Below are 17,945 nucleotides of genomic sequence, written 5' to 3'. Positions count from 1 at the left end.
CAATCTGATAAAATTAAAATATCAAGGATTGACAATGGAAGAACAATTTGACTTCGATGAAGTTTTAAAAGAATTTAGAAGTGGAAAGAAACTTACAGGTAAAGGTGGACTTTTATCTCCACTTATAAAACAACTCACAGAAGCAGCTTTAGAAGCTGAAGTGGAATCGCATATTGCTAATGATGTTCTAAATGGAAATAAGAACAGAAGAAATGGTGTCAATAAAAAAACTATCAAAGGCACCAGTGATGGAACCTTTGAACTTGAAACCCCAAGAGACAGAAATGGTACCTTTGAACCTCAAATAGTAAAAAAGCATCAAACTACAATCTCAAATGAAATAGAAGAAAAAATACTTTCAATGTATGGACTTGGAATGAGCTATAATGATATATCATCTCACATTGAAGAGATATATAACGTATCTATATCAACAGCAACCATAAGTACAATTACAGACAAAATTATATCAAAGGTTAAAGAGTGGCAAAGCAGACCACTTGATTCAATTTATCCCTTTGTATGGCTTGATGCTATTCATTATAAAATAAAAGATGGTGGTAAGTATGTATCAAAAGCCGTTTATACTGTTCTTGGAGTTGATATGGAAGGGAAGAAAAATATATTAGGGTTATATCTATCTGAATCTGAAGGAGCCAATTTCTGGCTTAGTGTTCTAACCGATTTAAACAACAGAGGATTAAAAGATATACTCATTGCTTCTGTTGATGGTTTAAAAGGCTTTCCTGAAGCTATAAAGACAATATTTCCACAAACAGAAGTACAACTATGTATCATACATCAAATACGAAATTCGATAAGATATGTGGCTTCTAAAAATCATAAAGAATTTATGTCTGATTTAAAACCTGTTTATCAAGCGGTATCTAAAGAAGTAGCCGAGCAAGAACTTCAAAAGCTTGATGAGAAGTGGGGTAAACTCTATCCTATTGTTATTCAATCTTGGCAAAATAAATGGGAAAATCTATCTGTGTACTTTAAATACCCGCCAGAGATTAGAAAGGTCATTTATACGACCAATATTATTGAATCTGTACATCGTCAATTTAGAAAACTGACTAAAACCAAAGGAGCATTTCCTAATGAGAATTCACTTTTAAAACTGCTCTATATGGGAATACAAAATGCTACTAAGAAATGGAATATGCCTATGTGGAATTGGAACCTTACCCTCTCTCAATTGGCTATATTTTTTGAAGGCAGATTGGAGGATGAACTTAAAATTTAAAAGATTATATGAAGTATTAATATATATTTTTAATGTTATAAAATTACTAAATTCTTAAAGAGCGTTTTATACTCTCTTTAAGAAGTAAAAGTGCTGTTAGTTTGTTTTTGAATAGGAGGACAAGGAACGGTTCCATAGGAACAGAAAACACAACAGTCTTCTCCTATTGGTCTAATAACTTCATTACAATTTTTACATTGATAAAAGAATTGACATGCATCAGTTGGCATAGTCTCTTCTTCTTTATGTCCACACTTAGGACAAGTGATTATTGATTTTAATTGAATTTCCATAACTTACTCCTTTTATGATAACTCTTTAATAACCTTTTTGACATCCTTTAGACAACATTTTCCAGATGGATTTTGATGTTCACAATCACACCCAATACTATTCATTTTTCCAGAAATATCTTCAATGGCATTTGTTTTACCAAATTTACTTATTTCATCAGATATTTTCTCTTTTGTCCAATTAAAACAGTAACAAACTGTTTTAGGACTTGACCATTCTTTTATGCCAACTTCTTTTATTAAATGCTCTTGTTTAATTATCTCATTAGGTTTAAAATAGATAACTTCACAATTTGGAGTTTGGCAATAAAAGAAGTCTTCAATTGATAAAAGTTCTTTTATATACTCATTTTTAACTAAAGATTTAATGGTAATAGGCGATACCTCTTTAGCTTTGTCTTTACAAATGGGGCAGACGTCTTTTGTATAAAAACTTAACATCAATTATCCTTTTCAATTTTCTTATGCGTAGTAGATGTAAAACCTGTTGTATCAATTGCCTTTTTAATATCTTCAATTGTTGTTTTACTACTATCAAACTTTATATTTGCATTTCCAGTTTTATATGATATATCTAAATTAACTATACCATCTTGTGTATGTATTGCATTACCAACGGTAGCCTCACAAGCTGGACAAGTCATATCTGAAATTTTCACATCATATGTAACTATATTTTTTTCTTGTACAATCACAACATCTTTTTTACTATCTTCTTTTATAAAGTAATCTCCATAATAAGGAAAAGAAATCGTTACAATTGCAAATACTGTTACTAAAGATAAGAATGTTTTTGTTCTTACAAAACTTATTTTCTCTTGGGTTTCACACTCACAAGAAATTTCTTCTTTTGGTTTTAGTTTTTCCCACCAAACATAAGCTAATACTAATACAGTCAATCCTATAAAATAAGGTCTAAATGGGTCTAACCAAGAAAATGTAGAAGCTAAACCTGCTGAACCTGCTAATACAGCTAAAACTGGAGTAATACAACACAAGGAAGCTCCAAGTGAAGCAATAATACCTGTTAGAATTTTTTTATCCATAACTTACTCCTTAATACTGTTTTCAAAAAAGTGTTTAATATCATCATTAATAAAATAAAAGATAGTTGCTCCATCTCTTACATTATCAATAACATTACCATCTTTTAATTTTCTTAAATGCTGTGAAGTTGCTGATTGACTGATATTTAAAATATCACTAATATCACAGACACATAACTTTTCATAATTAATTAATAAATAAACAATTGAAAGTCTGGTTTCATTACCTACTAAAGAGAATATTTCACTTTTCTTTTTTAGTAAGTTCTTCTGCTCTTTTATTAAATCCTGTGCCTGATTGATTAGTTCATAATCAACTTTTTTTCTAATACATTGTGGGTTTATATTCATAAGATTCCTTTCTTATTTAAACATATTATAATATTCTAATATGTAGAGTTTGTGTAGTTGTAAAGAAAAGTAATTAAAGGATATAATTTTTTAAAATCTTTAAATTTAAGTTTGGATATGATAGGATTTCCATATCAGATTTTAAATTGACACGTAATATTTAACGGTCTCTTCTTTTTTATGTTCTGGCAAGTTAGAGTTTTCAAGTTCAAAGAGTTTTTCATTTGCTAATTTAAGATCTGCATTAATATCACAAGGCATATCTTTTAGTAAATCTAAATTTTTAATCATTACACTATCCTTTAAAATTATAATATTATTAATTAGATAAAAAATATTAATTAATTTTACTTATATAAATTAATAATCATCTTTTATTCGTTCAGCTTCTTTCACATAATGTTCAGCAATACTTCTGAGTGTTATAGCAAACCTAAAAAAACCCTCATTTTCTATATTTTCAGCTCTTTTATTAAATAACTCTGCTAACTTTATTTCTTCATTATAGTCTACAAAATGGGCACCTCTTGAATTATATGTACCTATATCATAGCCATGTCTTAAATCTTCATAACCTTTTTTATTTAAATATCTTGCAATGTTTTTATTAATATATAATCCACTTGTATCTTCTGGAGAATATACTAAAATTTCTCCTAATTTTATCATTGCTACTTTATAATGACCACTTTTTTTTGTAGATTCTTCAAAATAATCAATCCAACTATTAAATATATCTGAGTTAAAGTTTCCTAATTCATCTATACCTGGAATAGTTCTTAAATTTGAAAGAACATGATAAGCATTTGTTGCTAAATTCTTTTGAGCTTCAGTTATAGGTTTATCTATTTCTTCTCCTTCTGGCTTATATATAAGTCCAATTAATTCACAATATAATTCAGGATCAATAGCAAACTTTTGTTCTAATATTTTAGGACGAGTTTCACTTGAATGATTGGTTAGAAATGAGATATAAAGTAATTCAATTTGCAATAACTTTTCTTGATTAGTTCCCTTATCTTCTTGGAGATATTTTATTAACTCTGTTATATTATAACTATCTAATTGCCTATTCCCAAGTAATGGACTGTTAGCTAAAGATATTAATGTTTCACAAGCTAACTCTACATTAATTTCTTCTTTTTTAAATAGTAAAACAGAAAATACTTCTAATGCATAATAAGGTCTTTTATATTTGAGAAATTTTTTAATAGCATATTCAAATTCTGAATCAATTTGATAAACATTTGAATCTACATTTTTCCAATACTTAGATTCTTTTTCATTTAATAAAATTTCTACTCTATCCCAAGTTTCTTTTTTAAAAGGTAAAAAACATAATGCCATTGCAACTTGATCAATACTCCACTTTTTTTTATCTAATTTATCAAACCATTCAAACCCATAAGTATATACCCTAGAAGGGATATAAGAAGAAATAAACTCTAATTCTTTTTTGTCATCATTATTTAATAATTTAGGCAATAAAATTTGATCATAACATTTATTATTTAATCCTGCAACAACTTGCCCAACTAAGAATGATTTATTTATTTCTTTCATAAAAATTAAAATATTCTCAAAACTACTTGTATTTATTATCTCTTCTATTGCTTTTTTTCTTTTTTCAAATAAATTTTTACTTTGTTCTTCATAGTTTCCTCGCTCTTCATATAATTCATGTTCACTTTGTGTAAAAAGATTTTGATATAGCAAATAAGGGTTTTTAGGAGCGAGTAAAGGTAAGACCTCTTTAATTTTTTCTAAATCCTCTTTTTTAAGAGCCCATGTTGCATCTGAAAAACGATTATTTCTTATATAAGTTTTTTCTAATGATGTCCATAATGAGTTTTTTGTTTCATCATCTAGCTCTAATATTTCTTTTGAAGAAACTTTTTTAATAAACTTATTAAAACCATTAAGGGAAAATTGATTAATTTTATCTGCAAGTTTAGAAAGTTTCAGAATATTTGAATCTGCTAATTCAAGTAATAACATTGAATTGTAATCTATTTGTTCCCAATATTCTCTATTAGATACTGTTTTTTTCCAATCATTTGGTACTACCTCTCTATATTTTGGCTTATATGTTCCTGTGGTAGAACTGTGCATACTATTTAACAGACTATCTAGTAAATTCCATGCAATAGTTGGTTCTTCTTGAACAATAGTTTTTAATGCAACTTTTCTTTTCTCAAAAGATGCTAATGTATGAGGTAACCAAGGAAGAAAAATATCTTTTAAAGAATTTATAGGTCTATTTGCCCAGTTTCCTCCTGGATCATAACTGGCTAGTTCTGCTAAAATCACACAAACTTCTATCAAATATTTTTCTTCCCAAGCTATACCTTCTAAAGCCCATAGTAAACCTGTCATATAATTTCTTCCAAAAGTAGAAGAACCTTCTTCTTTGAATAATTCTTCAAAGGGGCATGGAGTAATAGATAATGCATGTTCTATTGATTTTAGAAAAATATCTGGACTTGATTCGGCAATAGATGGTAATAATCCGTCTAAACTCCCCCATAAAATAGAATCTGCATTATTGAATATTCCTTCTACAATTTCATGTACAATTCGTTCAGGCTTCTCTCTAGAGCAATTAATAAGTAAATTACTTTTATTTCCAATTAATGCTAATGTACTAACTAAACCATCTCTAAATCCATTAGAGTAAGGAAGTATCTTCCCATATATAGATGCTGCATATCGTTCTTCTTTAGGCAGTTCAAAAGAAGGATCATTGATTTTTAATACTTTTAATATTATATTTTTAAAAATATCAAGATTATCATCATAAATCCTATTTGAAAACAATTCAAAACTTTTTTTCCTATCTTTAATTTTCCAAATGCCATTTTTTAAAGACACTAAAGTATCAGAAATATGAAGTAACTCTCTTAGTTCAGTAATCCATTCTTTATAATCTAACCCAACGATTTCAGAAACAATTTCAACTTCTAATTGATTTTTTTCATTCCAAGAACCAACTAAGTTTAATAATGCTAATTTAGATGAAAAAGGGTGGGTTTGCCAATTTATTGAATCAAATGTATTTTTAGTAGATGGCTCAAGTTTATTAAATGAATTTGGAATATACTGTAATTCTGGTTCCACAAACTCACTTATTAATTCTTCAGGTAAGGTACCTATAGTTATTGTTCCTGCTTGTTGATTAAAGTCTTGTACTGTTGTAATAATTTGAGACCATATCTTATCTGCAATTTCTTTGTTATATTGAGATATGTGAGACTGTAATAATGAAGAAACTACACTGGCTTTTTTGTCTAAATCATATCCAAGAAGATAAAAATGTTTAAGAAACTCAAACAATTCTCTATCTGAAACTTCTATATTATTATTTGCTTTTTTTAATTGTATTTGAAATGCTTTTAATTTTCTTCTTTTATCCTTAGAACTAAAATTTGATTGATTTATATGATTAAAAAACTCTACTTCATCTTTCAAATATTTGGCTTGTTCAAGTATAAAATTCACACAATTTACATCTGTTGCACTTAAAGGACCTGTTATTAATGCTATAACATCTTTTCCCTTTTTAAAAATACTACTATTATTAAAATCATCCCATGCAGCTTTTATAACTTCACTAAAAATTGAATTATTTTCTGTAATACTTATAGAGTGTTTTATTTGTCCTAAAAATTTTCTTTTTTCATTACTTTGTGGATTCTGAATTGTTACAATTAAATCATCTGTAGAATATCCCTCAATTTTACCCTGAAGTTTTATTTCAATAATTGGCCAATTTATTAAACAAGGTATATACCCTTTAGTTAACATTAGAGTAAGAAATGCTGCTTGAATATTAGTTTCAAATCTTGAGCCACCGCCACCTGTTGAAAAGGGGTTACTTAATTGTTTACTTTCAATTATCATACTGAATCCTAGTAATTAATAGATTACATTTTATCATTAGCAGAGTTAAAGAATCATTTTTATTATTTTATTAATATTTATTAACTGTTTCTTGTAAAGTCATTCAAGATAAATACATCATTCCCAAAATGTACAATATTAGATATCTCATCAAAATTATTAAAATATAAATAATAATGTTTCATAGGAATATTTTCAAATTTTATAAACAGCTTCCAATCTAAAACTATCTTATACCTGAATTCATTAGTTTGTTTTTTATCTTTAGAGTGTTTACTCTTTGAAATGTCTGATATTGAGCCACATTCAACTTTTTTGCCTAAAAAGTTTATTATATATATTTTGTGTATTATACCTTTGCTATCTTCTCTAATTTTCTTTCGTTCTTGTATTGATAAAGCTATTGAGACTTTAAATTTTATATTACCAATTTTATAGTCATATCTTTTAAAGCCATATGCAGTAACTAAAAGTAAAGAATCATCAGTTTTTTTAATGATTGCAATTGCACCTTTATGAGATATTTTATACGAGTTCTTATCCCTTTTTGAGATATGATATTTTTCATCAATTTGTTTTACTAAATCAATTAAAATATCCTTCTCTATTGGAGTATAGTGCTTTCTTCTTTTAATTGCGTGTTTAGAAATTGATATGTTTATTTTGCCATTATATTGTATATCTTTATTCAATTTCTTTGATGATTTGCTACTCAAATTATTTCCATAACCTTGAACTATATGAACCCTTCAAAAATTCTTTTCCTGTTCTAACAATCATTCTTTTAATTGCCATAGATTCTAAGCCTTGTTCTTCTAAAGATGAAGTGTCTTGTACCATTGATACAACTCTAATTGCTTTAAATCTAGCTCTATCTTTTCTTAATTGTTTGACTGATTTAATCTCTTTCCCATAAGAGTTAAGACCTAATATTTGAGTTGTTTTTTCAATTGAATCTTTTGAAGTAAAATCTAAATTTAAAAGTCTTATAACATCTTTTTTATCTAAGTTGGCTACTTTGTATAAATTCTGTAAATCTATGCCTACTTTATTAGCTCTTCTCTTTATTTTGTATTTCAATGATGGATTTATTCTTATTTTACTTTTTCTCATTACAGTACTTATATGATTTTTTATATCATAACACATTTAAATATAATGCTCAAAAAAATAATTACATTAACTAGATTACAAAATGAAATATTTATCATGATACTATTAAAGAGTATGTATAATTATTATATTAATTAATTTTGAGGAATATCATGACTAGAACTACTGGATTTTTACTTGGAGCAGGAGCTTCTTATGAATTAGGATTACCTTTAGTTGATGAATTAACTATTGAATTTAAAAGATCAATTTTGAGAAATTGGAATGCACCTTATTATAAAGTTTCTAGAAAGATTGAAGAAGTTTTATATCCCTTGTTAAATGATAATTCTATGAACTATGAAGATATTATTGGAAGAATAGAAGTGGAGATAAATCGTACTAGAGGAAATAATCAACTTTATCAAGAATGGTATGCAGTATTGGGAAGGTATTTAGAAGCAGTTTTTATCCTTCTATTAGAAAGACACACTAAGAATGAACAATTTATCAATGAAAGATTATATCTGCTAGAAGAAATTAAAAACTTTTGCTCAGAAAAACCACTTTGGATTTTTAGTTTAAACCATGATCTAATAATTGAAATGATTGCAAAACATTATCAAATACCACTAAAGTGTGGTTTTAATACATATAAAGAAGTTTCTGGAATTAAGTTTGAAGAGTTGTCTCGAGAGGATATGGAAAAGAATAGATTTAAATTTATTTATAATGAAGCAGGAATTAATCTTGTTAAACTACATGGTTCTTTAGATATATTTACTTACTTAGATGGGAAAAGTTATTTAAAATTAGCACACAATATTGGGAATGATAGTACCCTAATAAAAGGTATAAATCAACTTATTTCAAATGATCCTACTATAAAACAAGGTGTTAAATGTACAAATGAAATTACATATTATGATGAAAATAATGTTTTACAATTTTTAAGGATGACAATTATGTCGGGAAAACATAAATACTCATCAAAAGTATCTCATAATATGGATGATTGGTTTTTTAAAATTTTTAAAAGACATATAAATTATGTTAATGAGTTGTATTGTATTGGGTACAGCTTTCAAGATAAACACATAAATAGTGTAGTTTATGATTGGCTAGCATTTTCTAATGAGAGAAAGATAATCATAGTTAATCCATATATTAAAGAAATTCCAAATGATTTTAAACATATTTCAGATCAAGTAGAAATACAAAACAAAGGTTTTTTAAATTTTTTAAACAAAAAAAATAAAAAAATGGATATAAAATTCAATCAAACTTTTCGAGATTTATCTAGAAAGAAATTTATTAAAAATAATGTATGAATATGATAGTATAATAATATTAATTAATATTATAAAATATTAACAAGTGAATGAATGCACTTAGAAAAATATTACAAATAAGTGCACCTACTAATAATGAACATTTTAATTAAGTATTGTAATAAATAATTACAAAAATAATAATTAAGATATTAATGTATAAAAATATAGATAGGTTATAAAATTTGGAAATAAAAAGAAGTGCAATAACTTATGCTGGATATGAATATCAAACTTTACAAGGGGTTTTAGTATTAGCTTACTGGTTAGATAATCCTAATGCTTTTAAAAGAGTTTGTTTTGAAGCGGATCAAGATGATATAGCTCAAGGAATTGATGATATTGTTATTGAACGTCAAGATAGTAAGATTGACTATATACAGGTAAAATTTACTCCATCCCCTTACAAAGAAGAAAATTCATTTAGTTGGGATTGGTTACTAAAAAAATCAGGTAAAACAGATAGGTCAAGATCTATATTAAAAAAAATATTTGATGCCGTAAAAGAAGTTCCACTAGAAAAAAGAGGTGATATAACCTTATTAACAAACAAAATTCCAAATCGTGAAATTGAAAATTGTTTGAAAGATGGGAAAATCATATATGATCTTATAGATCAAACTATACAAACACAGATAATATCACAATTAGGAAGCGAACATTTAGCTCGAGCTTTTTTTAAAATATTAGATATTAATCTTCATAAAAACTATGTAGAATTATCTAGACAAGTTAGAACTGAATTAGAAAAACATTCTCATAGTGATGGTATTGATAGATTAATTAATAGAGCTAGAGAGTGGGCAAAAGTTACAGATTATCCAACAGAAAATAGTTGGATAGAATTACATCATGTAAAAGAAGTATTATCATCAAAAAGAGCAAAACCAATACCTGAGTCATTTACTATTCCTGAAAACTATTGTCTTCCAGATAAAGAATTTCATAGCCTTCTATTGAAAAAGGTTTCTGAATCAATGGGAGAAATTATATCAATTAAGGGTGAACCAGGAAAAGGAAAAAGTACTTATTTAAGTTATTTATTTAATGAACTAGAAAGATTAGATATCCCAGTTATTCGTCATCATTATTTTTTATCAGTTGATGACAGAACTCATGATAGATTGAATTTTAATGTAATTGCAGAATCATTAATATTTCAGATAAAAAATGATTATAAAGAAGTTGACTCATTTTCTGATGCTCCTGAAAAACTATATGAGTCATTAAAAATTTGTTCTGAGTATTATAAGGAGCAAAATAAACCATTTGTATTAATTATTGATGGATTAGATCATGTCTGGAGAGATAATCAAGGAGATAAAAAACCTCTCGATTATCTATTTAGAGAAATTCTTCCTCTTCCTGATAACTTGGTTTTGATAGTAGGAACACAACCTGTAGATAATGCATTACTTCCAGATATTCTTCTTGAACATTCTCCTAAAGAAAGTTGGGTTAATTTACCTTCTATGTCAGCAGAATCTATATATGAATATTTAAATAGCCAGATTGCCTTTAATAGACTTTATATGAATTGTAGTGATGAAATGATTGCAGAAGAAACTAAATCTATCTCAATTAAGCTATTTGGAGTTACATTAGGTTATCCACTTCATGTAATTTATTCCTGTGAATATATTGCAAATAGTGGTAATCCATTATCTACTTATGAAATAGATAAATTACCTCCTTGTGATGATAATAATATTGAAAGCTATTATACTAGGTTATGGCGTAGTTTAACGTACAGTCAAAAAGATATACTTCATTTGTGTGCAGGTTTTTCTTTTATTTGGCCAAGAGATGCTTTTTCTGAGATCTTTGGTCAACCTGATAGTTATCCAAATTTAAATGCTGTTTCACATCTTTTATATGAAGCTAAAGCTGGGGTAAGACCATTTCATGAAAGTTTAATAGTATTTGTTAGAAAGCAAACAGATCATAGTGATAGAGTTTTAAGTTTAGTTGATAGTGTATGTACTTGGCTTGATAATCAAGCTCCAGAATATTTAAAAGAAAGTTGGCTATGGCTTTGTCAAACAAAAAGTGGAAATACTCAGCCTTTAAGAGATGGACTTTCAAGAGACTGGGTTATTGAGAGGTTATCAGAAGGATATAGTGAAAAGCAACTAATACAATTGTTTTCTAATGCTGAATCTATTGCTTTTGATGAGTTGAATTATTCTGAAGCATATAAGCATAGAGCACTAAAAACACGATTAATTAATGGTCCAGAGTTTCAAACTTGGAATCTTTCTCTTTTAAAAATATTATCTTTTAATTTATCCCCTGATTCATTAATTAATTTTGAGCTATCAGTATATCAAAACCATACTCCTAGAGAACTGGCAGTTTTATCAATCGCATTGTGGAATAGAAATGATTTTAGTAATGCAAAAATGATTGTTAATCAAGCCCTATCAAAATATAGATCTCAAAGAAAACTTTATCAAAAAAGAAATAATGATGATAACACTATTGAACTCTTAGTACATGCAGGAGTTCTATCTGATGAATTAAATTATGATAATATTTTTACTGAAGGTGTTTTTGAAAATTGGGGTGAATCTCTAATAACTGTCTTTACTAAAGCAGTTATTTATAAAAACGATATATCTCTTTTAATTAAAGCTTTTAGTTATCTAATTGAATATAAAAGTGCAGATGAAATTGAATTATCTCTTCTTAAACAAAGTATTCTTGAAGAGTTTGATATTTTCTCTTGGGAAGAATTTAGATTAAACTATGAGCATCCAACGACAGAGTTTTATAAATTACTAAAAAAAGAAGAATTTAATATAATTACTGATAATTTCCATGTGACTGATGGAAATTTCCCCTATGAATTAATAACTTCTGTAAGTCATTATGATTGGTTTTTTGAGTTACTAACAATTAAACTTAGTGCTCAAGGAGATTTTTGTTGGTTAAATTTTAAGGCTGAAGAAAAACCTAGTGATACTACTTTTTTCTTGACTGAACTTACTGAATTAGCTAGTCTTATTGCTAATAATATAATAAATAAAAATAAAATGGATTTTTCTTCTTTTTGTAGTTTATTAGAGATAATATCTTTTTCTGAAGACACAAATCATAGAATCAAAAGATCCATAATTTTATTTAAACGTGATTGGATAAAAATTTCAGCAGATTTGCATTTATTAATTAATCATACAATTATTGATATAGATGTGTTAAAAGAAGTTATAGATAGGGAGTTTTATTTATTAGACTGGATTAGACTTTGGTATACAGATTCTAATTTAAACTTATTATCAGATGAATCTGCTAATTTATTATTAGAAGAAGAAATAAAAAAACAAGCAATTGAATTAGAAGAAACAATAGAGCGTGGAAATAGAAATCTTGAATTAGCAAATATTGCTTTTAGACATAGTAATAACACCCTATTCAAAAAATGTATTTATCTATGTTGGGATTATGTGATTGGTTATGGGCACCACAAAGATATAACTATCTTTCATTTATTAGATTCTATAGAACATTTATCAAATAAACACCCTAAAGAATCATTAACTTTTCTGAAAAGAGTAGCTCCAATAGTATTTAATATCTCTGATTTCACAGATGGAGATGAAACTAGACATGCAAAAAGTGATTTGACAAAGTTATTAGCAAAGGTAAATTCTTCTATTTTAGTTTCAAAATACAAGAATGAAGTTGATGATGGAGAGTGGTATTATGCAGATGAAACCTTATCTGAATTATTAAAAGTATCTAATTTTAATTCAATTACAACAAAGAAATTTTGTTTAACTGGTTTACCTGACCAATGTCATGAAACAATAATTAATAAAGCTAATGAGGATAATTCAATAGCTATAGAATTAATAGAAGAAATCAATAACTTATTTGATATAAACATATTAGAAGAAAAAGAAACAACTCATAATACTTCTAGCAATTCATTATTATCCTCAGAAGTGGAAAACTTAGATCCTTCACATTATCCTCCTGGAAATATTTTAGAATTAGATGAACTTATTAAAAATGATTATAAATCAAAAGACTTTTGGCCAGAGTGGTATACTTTTTGGGTTGAAAATGGGAAAGAACAAGAATTGGTAGAAATACTTCCAGATTTTTTATCTAATGACATAGATAAGTTTAATTATAAAGCTTGTTTATATGATACCCTTTATCATAGTATTAAAAAATTCAAAGGAAAGAAAAAAGCTTTTGAATGTTTAATTAATGCACATATTTATTCAAGTGGCTGGGAAAAATGGTATAGTTCGGAAGAAAATTCGTTTAGTCGATTAGATATTGTTGCAAATATTTACCCTAAAGAAATAGACGAATTTATATTAAAAACTACAAAACAAATCAGTAGATGGAAATCTTATTCTGGAAACTTGATTATTCCAAGTGATAGACTAGTTTACTTGATGATAGCTGCTGATAAAAAAGATGAAGCAGTTGATCTTATAGAATCAATGTTATTCTGCATTGAAAATGATGTGAGAAACCTAAATCTTAAAGAACCTAATTGGGATTGGAACATTACATTAAGTGAAGATGAAATATTTATTAACATGTTAACTTCAAGATTAAAATGGCCTGTACCAACTATTAAGCTTTTTGTTTTACACCAGTTAGCTCAATTATTACTAGAAGAGAAGACTATTCTTGTTGAAGATGCTCTAATAAAACTATTACAAGAAACAAAACAAGAATCTGAATATATTGAAATTTTATCGATATTATTACTAGCAAAAGATTTTGGATATAAACCTAGTCTTGAGTTTGGTAAGTATATTAATGCTAGATCTATACTTTCAGATATGATAATTGATGAACTTAAGCTTACAAAAAAAGGTAAAAATTCAATTAGTTTTAATCCTTATATTATATATTCTGAGGATGATAAAGGATTTAAAAAAGCACAAGGTAGACATGTTCATCTTATATACAAAACTCTTTTACAAAAAGAAGAAGATAAAACAGATATACCTTTTATAGCTTATTATCAGTCCGAATGGGTTAGGACTTTTGAATATGCACCAAGTAAAAGTGATAATATAGACTATTTCTTCGGTTATAAAAGGGAAAATACAGCACAATTTTATACAACCACAACACATAGAGGACGTTCTGCATATTTAAGAGTATTGGAAATTGCAAAACAATTTTATGGAATGCCAAAAGATTATGCTAATCATCTTGCAACACCTACATTACCAATTGAACCTACATATAATAAAGTATTCCCTATTAAACCAAATTGGATTGCTAAATGGACTTATGAAGATGAAGTTAATAAATCTAATTTATCAGATTTTATTAATCAATGTGTAATAAATTTACAAAAGGAAGATAAAAATTTAGAATTAGGTAGTCTTTCTTTCCCTTTTCAAATTAATGAAAATAATTGGCTAGATATCACAATTGTTAAAGCCGTAGTTTGTCCTGATGAAATTATATCTAATATTAAGATAGAAGAAAAAAATAATGCAATTTGCTATGGAGAAAGGCTAGATAGTAAAATTACTTATTTTTGTCATGAGTTAGAGAAAGGAAAAAGTATTGTTCAACTAATTGGTACAACATATCCTATATCAAGATTTGGCCATTTTTATTCTGATTTAGAAACTAGAGGTATTTATATACCATTAACCTATGATAAAAACAAAGACATTATAGCTGAACCAGGTAATGGACAATTAAATTTCCTACTAGAAGATAATATAATAGGAACAGCAGGTTATTGGTATTACAAATGGGAACCTACACATCCTAAAAAGATAATATCATTATGTGGAACTTATACCTTATTATCAAAATCTACCAATACCCAATGGATTAATAAAATTTTTAACAAATGGGAACATGTATATATTTGTAAAGTATCTATAATTGAAAGGGATAGGATACATAACCAATACAATACAAGAGAAAAATATTTTATGCTAGAGATATAAAAATTTAAAAAGGAACTAATATGAGATTTGAAGAACAACTATTAAATATAAAAAACAAAGCTTATTTATATACTAAATTTTTAATAGGTATTGAAGCTCTTTCTTATGAAAAAAGACTAATACCTTTATATTTAGATACTAATCACACCTTTGAAAGGAAATATGATAATACTTTTGCTAATGCAATTTATTCTTATGAAGATGAGAATTTGCACATATACCATCTTGAGGTTTTACAACATGGTATGTATTCAGATGATTATACTGCATCTATAGATAAAATTGAAAGTGCACTAAATAATGAAGAAACTAATTTAGAAAATGAGTTTAATGAAGCAAAAGTTAATCTAAATGATTATAAATTAAACAATCGAGATAAAACTATATTGTTTAACTTTGAATTTTTAGGCACTATGAATGATGCCTTTACAATTGATGATTGGGGATATTATATTTATTTAGAACTATTGAAAGATAATTCAGAGAATTTTTGGAGTTTTTTACTTATCCAGTCAGAAGAACTAAAAGAAGAAAAGAGATTTGACTTAGCTTTTTTGCTAATATTTTCAGCACTTGAGAATTATTTAAATTTAAATATAGAATTACTTCAAAACAATTATTATAAAGAATTAAATTTAGAAGGTATGAATTTAAAGTTAAAATATAGTTTTTTACTAAAAGATAAATTAGAAGTTAGTACAGGTGATAAAGAGAAACATCCATGTAAAGATCTTATAATGAAAAAATTTAGTGAACTATATAAGTTTAGAAATAGCGTTGCACATGGAAAAGAACGTAATATAACTGAGCAAGACTGTGAAGAGTGTTTTGATACATTTATCTTTACATATATTACGATTAATTATAAACCTAAAAACAATCAAGAATTATTAAATTACATTAAAAAATATTAATTGTTATGAAATATAAATATAGATAATTCTAAATTTGAAATTATTGTATTTATTAGATAAATGGACATGTTTTAAATATAAAAAGTAGGATTTTGATGTATTTTATAGCTTGTCTATTTTTAAAAATATTTTCGTAGAACAGAGGTCTCTTTATAGTTGCAGATGCAGGTTTTGATTATGATAAAAAAGCTTTAAATAAAGCCTATACTATGGCTAATATAATACCTCAAAGTTTCTAAGGTAGAAAGATATGGAAGAACTCTAGCTCAAAAGTTAGGATATATAAATTCTATATCAATAACTAAGTATGATAATCCTAATAACAAAATAGGAAATGATATAGTAATACCAACAGCACTATATAGAATATACTATAACAATGATGCAAAGTTTGAGAGATGTTTTAAATATGAGAATAGTTTAGATGCTTATAGAAAAGATGATAAGTTAAGAGATTATGAGATTGAGTGTAAAACACTTAAAATTATAAAAAAGTAATAGTTTTTAGGACAAAATAATGACACAAAGAATAAATTTGGTTTGTAATACTTGTGAACATGGTATTACATTGCGTAGTGGTTTGGGAGCACAAGAGAGACAGATTATTGCTGTACAGTGTCCTAATTGCAAAGAAAAAGTTGGAGTAATCTTTACTATTAAAGAGAGTGAAGAAAAATTAGGATCTCCAACTATTAATTTGGAAAAGTGTATAAATTCAGAATTAAGAGATAAAGAAGATGATAATTTTACTGCAATTAATGTACATCCAGAATTAATATATCCTAAAGAGATGATATATGAAAAACTTTTATTATCTGAAGGTATGGCCTCAAGAGCCTTATCTGAACACGCAATAGAAAATGGTTTCTTTGATGAAAGAAAAGCTCGGGGTGCAATGAATGACATATTCCCTGGACTGAATATAACTTCAATCTTTCATGGATTAGGAGGAGATGCTAATTTACTGAAAGATTGGGACATTATTCAACGCTGTTGGCGATTAAAGAACAATGATAAAGAAGATATATATAATAAGGAAGTTATAAAATATACTAATTATAAATCTCTTCATAAAAACTCAAGAACATTTAATGATATTTTATTTGATTTTTTTTATCGTTTTATTAATCCTAATATCAAGTTATATAACAAACTTGAAGATGAATTTGAAAAGGCAAGAAAATTTAATACTCAAGAATTTTTAAAAGTTCAAAAATGTTATTTAGAAGATTTACATACAATAAACTGGAAAAATTATTTAAAAATTTTTAATGAATACTTCAAAAATTTTGATGAGTATAACCGTTTATTGTTAAATACAAAAATAGAGCTTCACCCAGCAGATGGTGTTGAAAGTGTATTTTGTCCAATTAACTTTGATAATGTGGATATGTTTTATGGTAATGCTTATGAGAATATAACTTCACATATTGAGCTTTTAGTACTAATAAATAATGTAATTGAAGGAAGAGATTATGATAAGTTTTTAGATTCTTCTGTCACAATTAATAAATATAGAAAAAAATTTACTAAAGAATCAAAAAAAGGGCCTCTTAAATCTAACAACTCTTTTAATAATTTTACACTACACCTTGATAGTAAAATTAGAAATGCTTCTCATCATAGGTGGTTTTATGTTGATGACTCGAATCCTGAAAGGTTAATGTATAAAAGCGGTGGTACGGGTGCATTAAATTATATTACATATATTGATTACATTTATAAATGTAATCAAATGGCTTTATCTCTTGCAAGTTTGATAATGATTGAAATTTATTTAATGGAACAATAATTAAATAAAACGGGACTTATTAATAGAAGTTT

13 protein-coding genes are annotated in these 17,945 nt (G+C 26.7%); 5 read left to right on the top strand and 8 right to left on the bottom strand.

Annotated elements, in window-relative coordinates; genetic code table 11:
* Nucleotides 1-34 precede the first annotated feature (34 nt).
* Entirely contained in the window at nucleotides 35-1,249 is a 1,215-nt protein-coding gene (locus ACAN_RS12445) for an IS256 family transposase (protein WP_099333690.1), read from the top strand.
* 77 nt (nucleotides 1,250-1,326) lie between these two features.
* Here the strand turns inward: ACAN_RS12445 and ACAN_RS12440 are convergent, their stop codons facing one another.
* From ACAN_RS12440 to ACAN_RS12410, 8 genes are all read right to left on the bottom strand, one after another.
* On the bottom strand, nucleotides 1,327-1,542 hold the full coding sequence (locus ACAN_RS12440) for a GDCCVxC domain-containing (seleno)protein (protein ID WP_099333689.1): 216 nt from the start codon (nucleotides 1,540-1,542) through the stop codon (nucleotides 1,327-1,329).
* Nucleotides 1,543-1,554: 12 nt separating this feature from the next.
* Nucleotides 1,555-1,983, bottom strand: coding sequence for a putative iron-sulfur cluster-binding metallochaperone (locus tag ACAN_RS12435; RefSeq protein ID WP_099333688.1), 429 nt, complete (start codon nucleotides 1,981-1,983; stop codon nucleotides 1,555-1,557).
* Complete coding sequence (merTP, locus tag ACAN_RS12430; protein ID WP_099333687.1) at nucleotides 1,983-2,588, bottom strand: mercuric transport protein MerTP; 606 nt, start codon at nucleotides 2,586-2,588, stop codon at nucleotides 1,983-1,985. The genes ACAN_RS12435 and merTP overlap by 1 nt, the downstream gene beginning before the upstream one ends.
* Before the next feature lie 3 nt (nucleotides 2,589-2,591).
* The gene (locus ACAN_RS12425) at nucleotides 2,592-2,939 is read right to left on the bottom strand and encodes an ArsR/SmtB family transcription factor (RefSeq protein ID WP_099333686.1); all 348 of its coding nucleotides are present in this window, start codon (nucleotides 2,937-2,939) and stop codon (nucleotides 2,592-2,594) included.
* A 141-nt stretch (nucleotides 2,940-3,080) separates the two neighbouring features.
* Nucleotides 3,081-3,230: a hypothetical protein gene (locus ACAN_RS14020; protein ID WP_165773043.1), complete on the bottom strand. Its 150-nt coding sequence runs from the start codon at nucleotides 3,228-3,230 to the stop codon at nucleotides 3,081-3,083.
* 69 nt (nucleotides 3,231-3,299) lie between these two features.
* Complete coding sequence (locus ACAN_RS12420; RefSeq protein WP_099333685.1) at nucleotides 3,300-6,839, bottom strand: hypothetical protein; 3,540 nt, start codon at nucleotides 6,837-6,839, stop codon at nucleotides 3,300-3,302.
* Nucleotides 6,840-6,919: 80 nt separating this feature from the next.
* Nucleotides 6,920-7,555 (bottom strand): hypothetical protein, encoded by a 636-nt coding sequence (locus tag ACAN_RS12415; protein WP_099333684.1) that lies wholly within the window; start codon nucleotides 7,553-7,555, stop codon nucleotides 6,920-6,922.
* Nucleotide 7,556: 1 nt separating this feature from the next.
* The gene (locus ACAN_RS12410) at nucleotides 7,557-7,952 is read right to left on the bottom strand and encodes a hypothetical protein (protein WP_099333683.1); all 396 of its coding nucleotides are present in this window, start codon (nucleotides 7,950-7,952) and stop codon (nucleotides 7,557-7,559) included.
* A 152-nt stretch (nucleotides 7,953-8,104) separates the two neighbouring features.
* On the opposite strand from ACAN_RS12410, the gene ACAN_RS12405 reads away from it, so the two are divergent.
* From ACAN_RS12405 to ACAN_RS12390, 4 genes are all read left to right on the top strand, one after another.
* On the top strand, nucleotides 8,105-9,262 hold the full coding sequence (locus ACAN_RS12405) for an SIR2 family protein (RefSeq protein ID WP_099333682.1): 1,158 nt from the start codon (nucleotides 8,105-8,107) through the stop codon (nucleotides 9,260-9,262).
* Between the two features lie 185 nt (nucleotides 9,263-9,447).
* Nucleotides 9,448-15,207: an ATP-binding protein gene (locus tag ACAN_RS12400; protein WP_099333681.1), complete on the top strand. Its 5,760-nt coding sequence runs from the start codon at nucleotides 9,448-9,450 to the stop codon at nucleotides 15,205-15,207.
* 20 nt (nucleotides 15,208-15,227) lie between these two features.
* The gene (locus ACAN_RS12395; protein WP_099333680.1) at nucleotides 15,228-16,121 is read left to right on the top strand and encodes an MAE_28990/MAE_18760 family HEPN-like nuclease; all 894 of its coding nucleotides are present in this window, start codon (nucleotides 15,228-15,230) and stop codon (nucleotides 16,119-16,121) included.
* A 517-nt stretch (nucleotides 16,122-16,638) separates the two neighbouring features.
* Complete coding sequence (locus tag ACAN_RS12390; RefSeq protein WP_099333679.1) at nucleotides 16,639-17,913, top strand: hypothetical protein; 1,275 nt, start codon at nucleotides 16,639-16,641, stop codon at nucleotides 17,911-17,913.
* Nucleotides 17,914-17,945: the final 32 nt, after the last annotated feature.

It is taken from the genome of Malaciobacter canalis (assembly GCF_008000835.1).
Taxonomy (GTDB): Bacteria; Campylobacterota; Campylobacteria; order Campylobacterales; family Arcobacteraceae; genus Malaciobacter; species Malaciobacter canalis.
The sequence above is the reverse complement of the archived record's forward strand: the minus strand, read 5'-3'. Positions and strand labels throughout refer to the sequence as shown.

What these genes read in the sequence shown, in the direction of transcription:
- ACAN_RS12445 (WP_099333690.1), top strand. Translation starts at nt 35, where the DNA reads ATGGAAGAACAATTTGACTTCGATGAAGTTTTAAAAGAATTTAGAAGT.
- ACAN_RS12440 (WP_099333689.1), bottom strand. Translation starts at nt 1,542, where the DNA reads ATGGAAATTCAATTAAAATCAATAATCACTTGTCCTAAGTGTGGACAT.
- ACAN_RS12435 (WP_099333688.1), bottom strand. Translation starts at nt 1,983, where the DNA reads ATGTTAAGTTTTTATACAAAAGACGTCTGCCCCATTTGTAAAGACAAA.
- merTP (WP_099333687.1), bottom strand. Translation starts at nt 2,588, where the DNA reads ATGGATAAAAAAATTCTAACAGGTATTATTGCTTCACTTGGAGCTTCC.
- ACAN_RS12425 (WP_099333686.1), bottom strand. Translation starts at nt 2,939, where the DNA reads ATGAATATAAACCCACAATGTATTAGAAAAAAAGTTGATTATGAACTA.
- ACAN_RS14020 (WP_165773043.1), bottom strand. Translation starts at nt 3,230, where the DNA reads ATGATTAAAAATTTAGATTTACTAAAAGATATGCCTTGTGATATTAAT.
- ACAN_RS12420 (WP_099333685.1), bottom strand. Translation starts at nt 6,839, where the DNA reads ATGATAATTGAAAGTAAACAATTAAGTAACCCCTTTTCAACAGGTGGC.
- ACAN_RS12410 (WP_099333683.1), bottom strand. Translation starts at nt 7,952, where the DNA reads ATGAGAAAAAGTAAAATAAGAATAAATCCATCATTGAAATACAAAATA.
- ACAN_RS12405 (WP_099333682.1), top strand. Translation starts at nt 8,105, where the DNA reads ATGACTAGAACTACTGGATTTTTACTTGGAGCAGGAGCTTCTTATGAA.
- ACAN_RS12395 (WP_099333680.1), top strand. Translation starts at nt 15,228, where the DNA reads ATGAGATTTGAAGAACAACTATTAAATATAAAAAACAAAGCTTATTTA.
- ACAN_RS12390 (WP_099333679.1), top strand. Translation starts at nt 16,639, where the DNA reads ATGACACAAAGAATAAATTTGGTTTGTAATACTTGTGAACATGGTATT.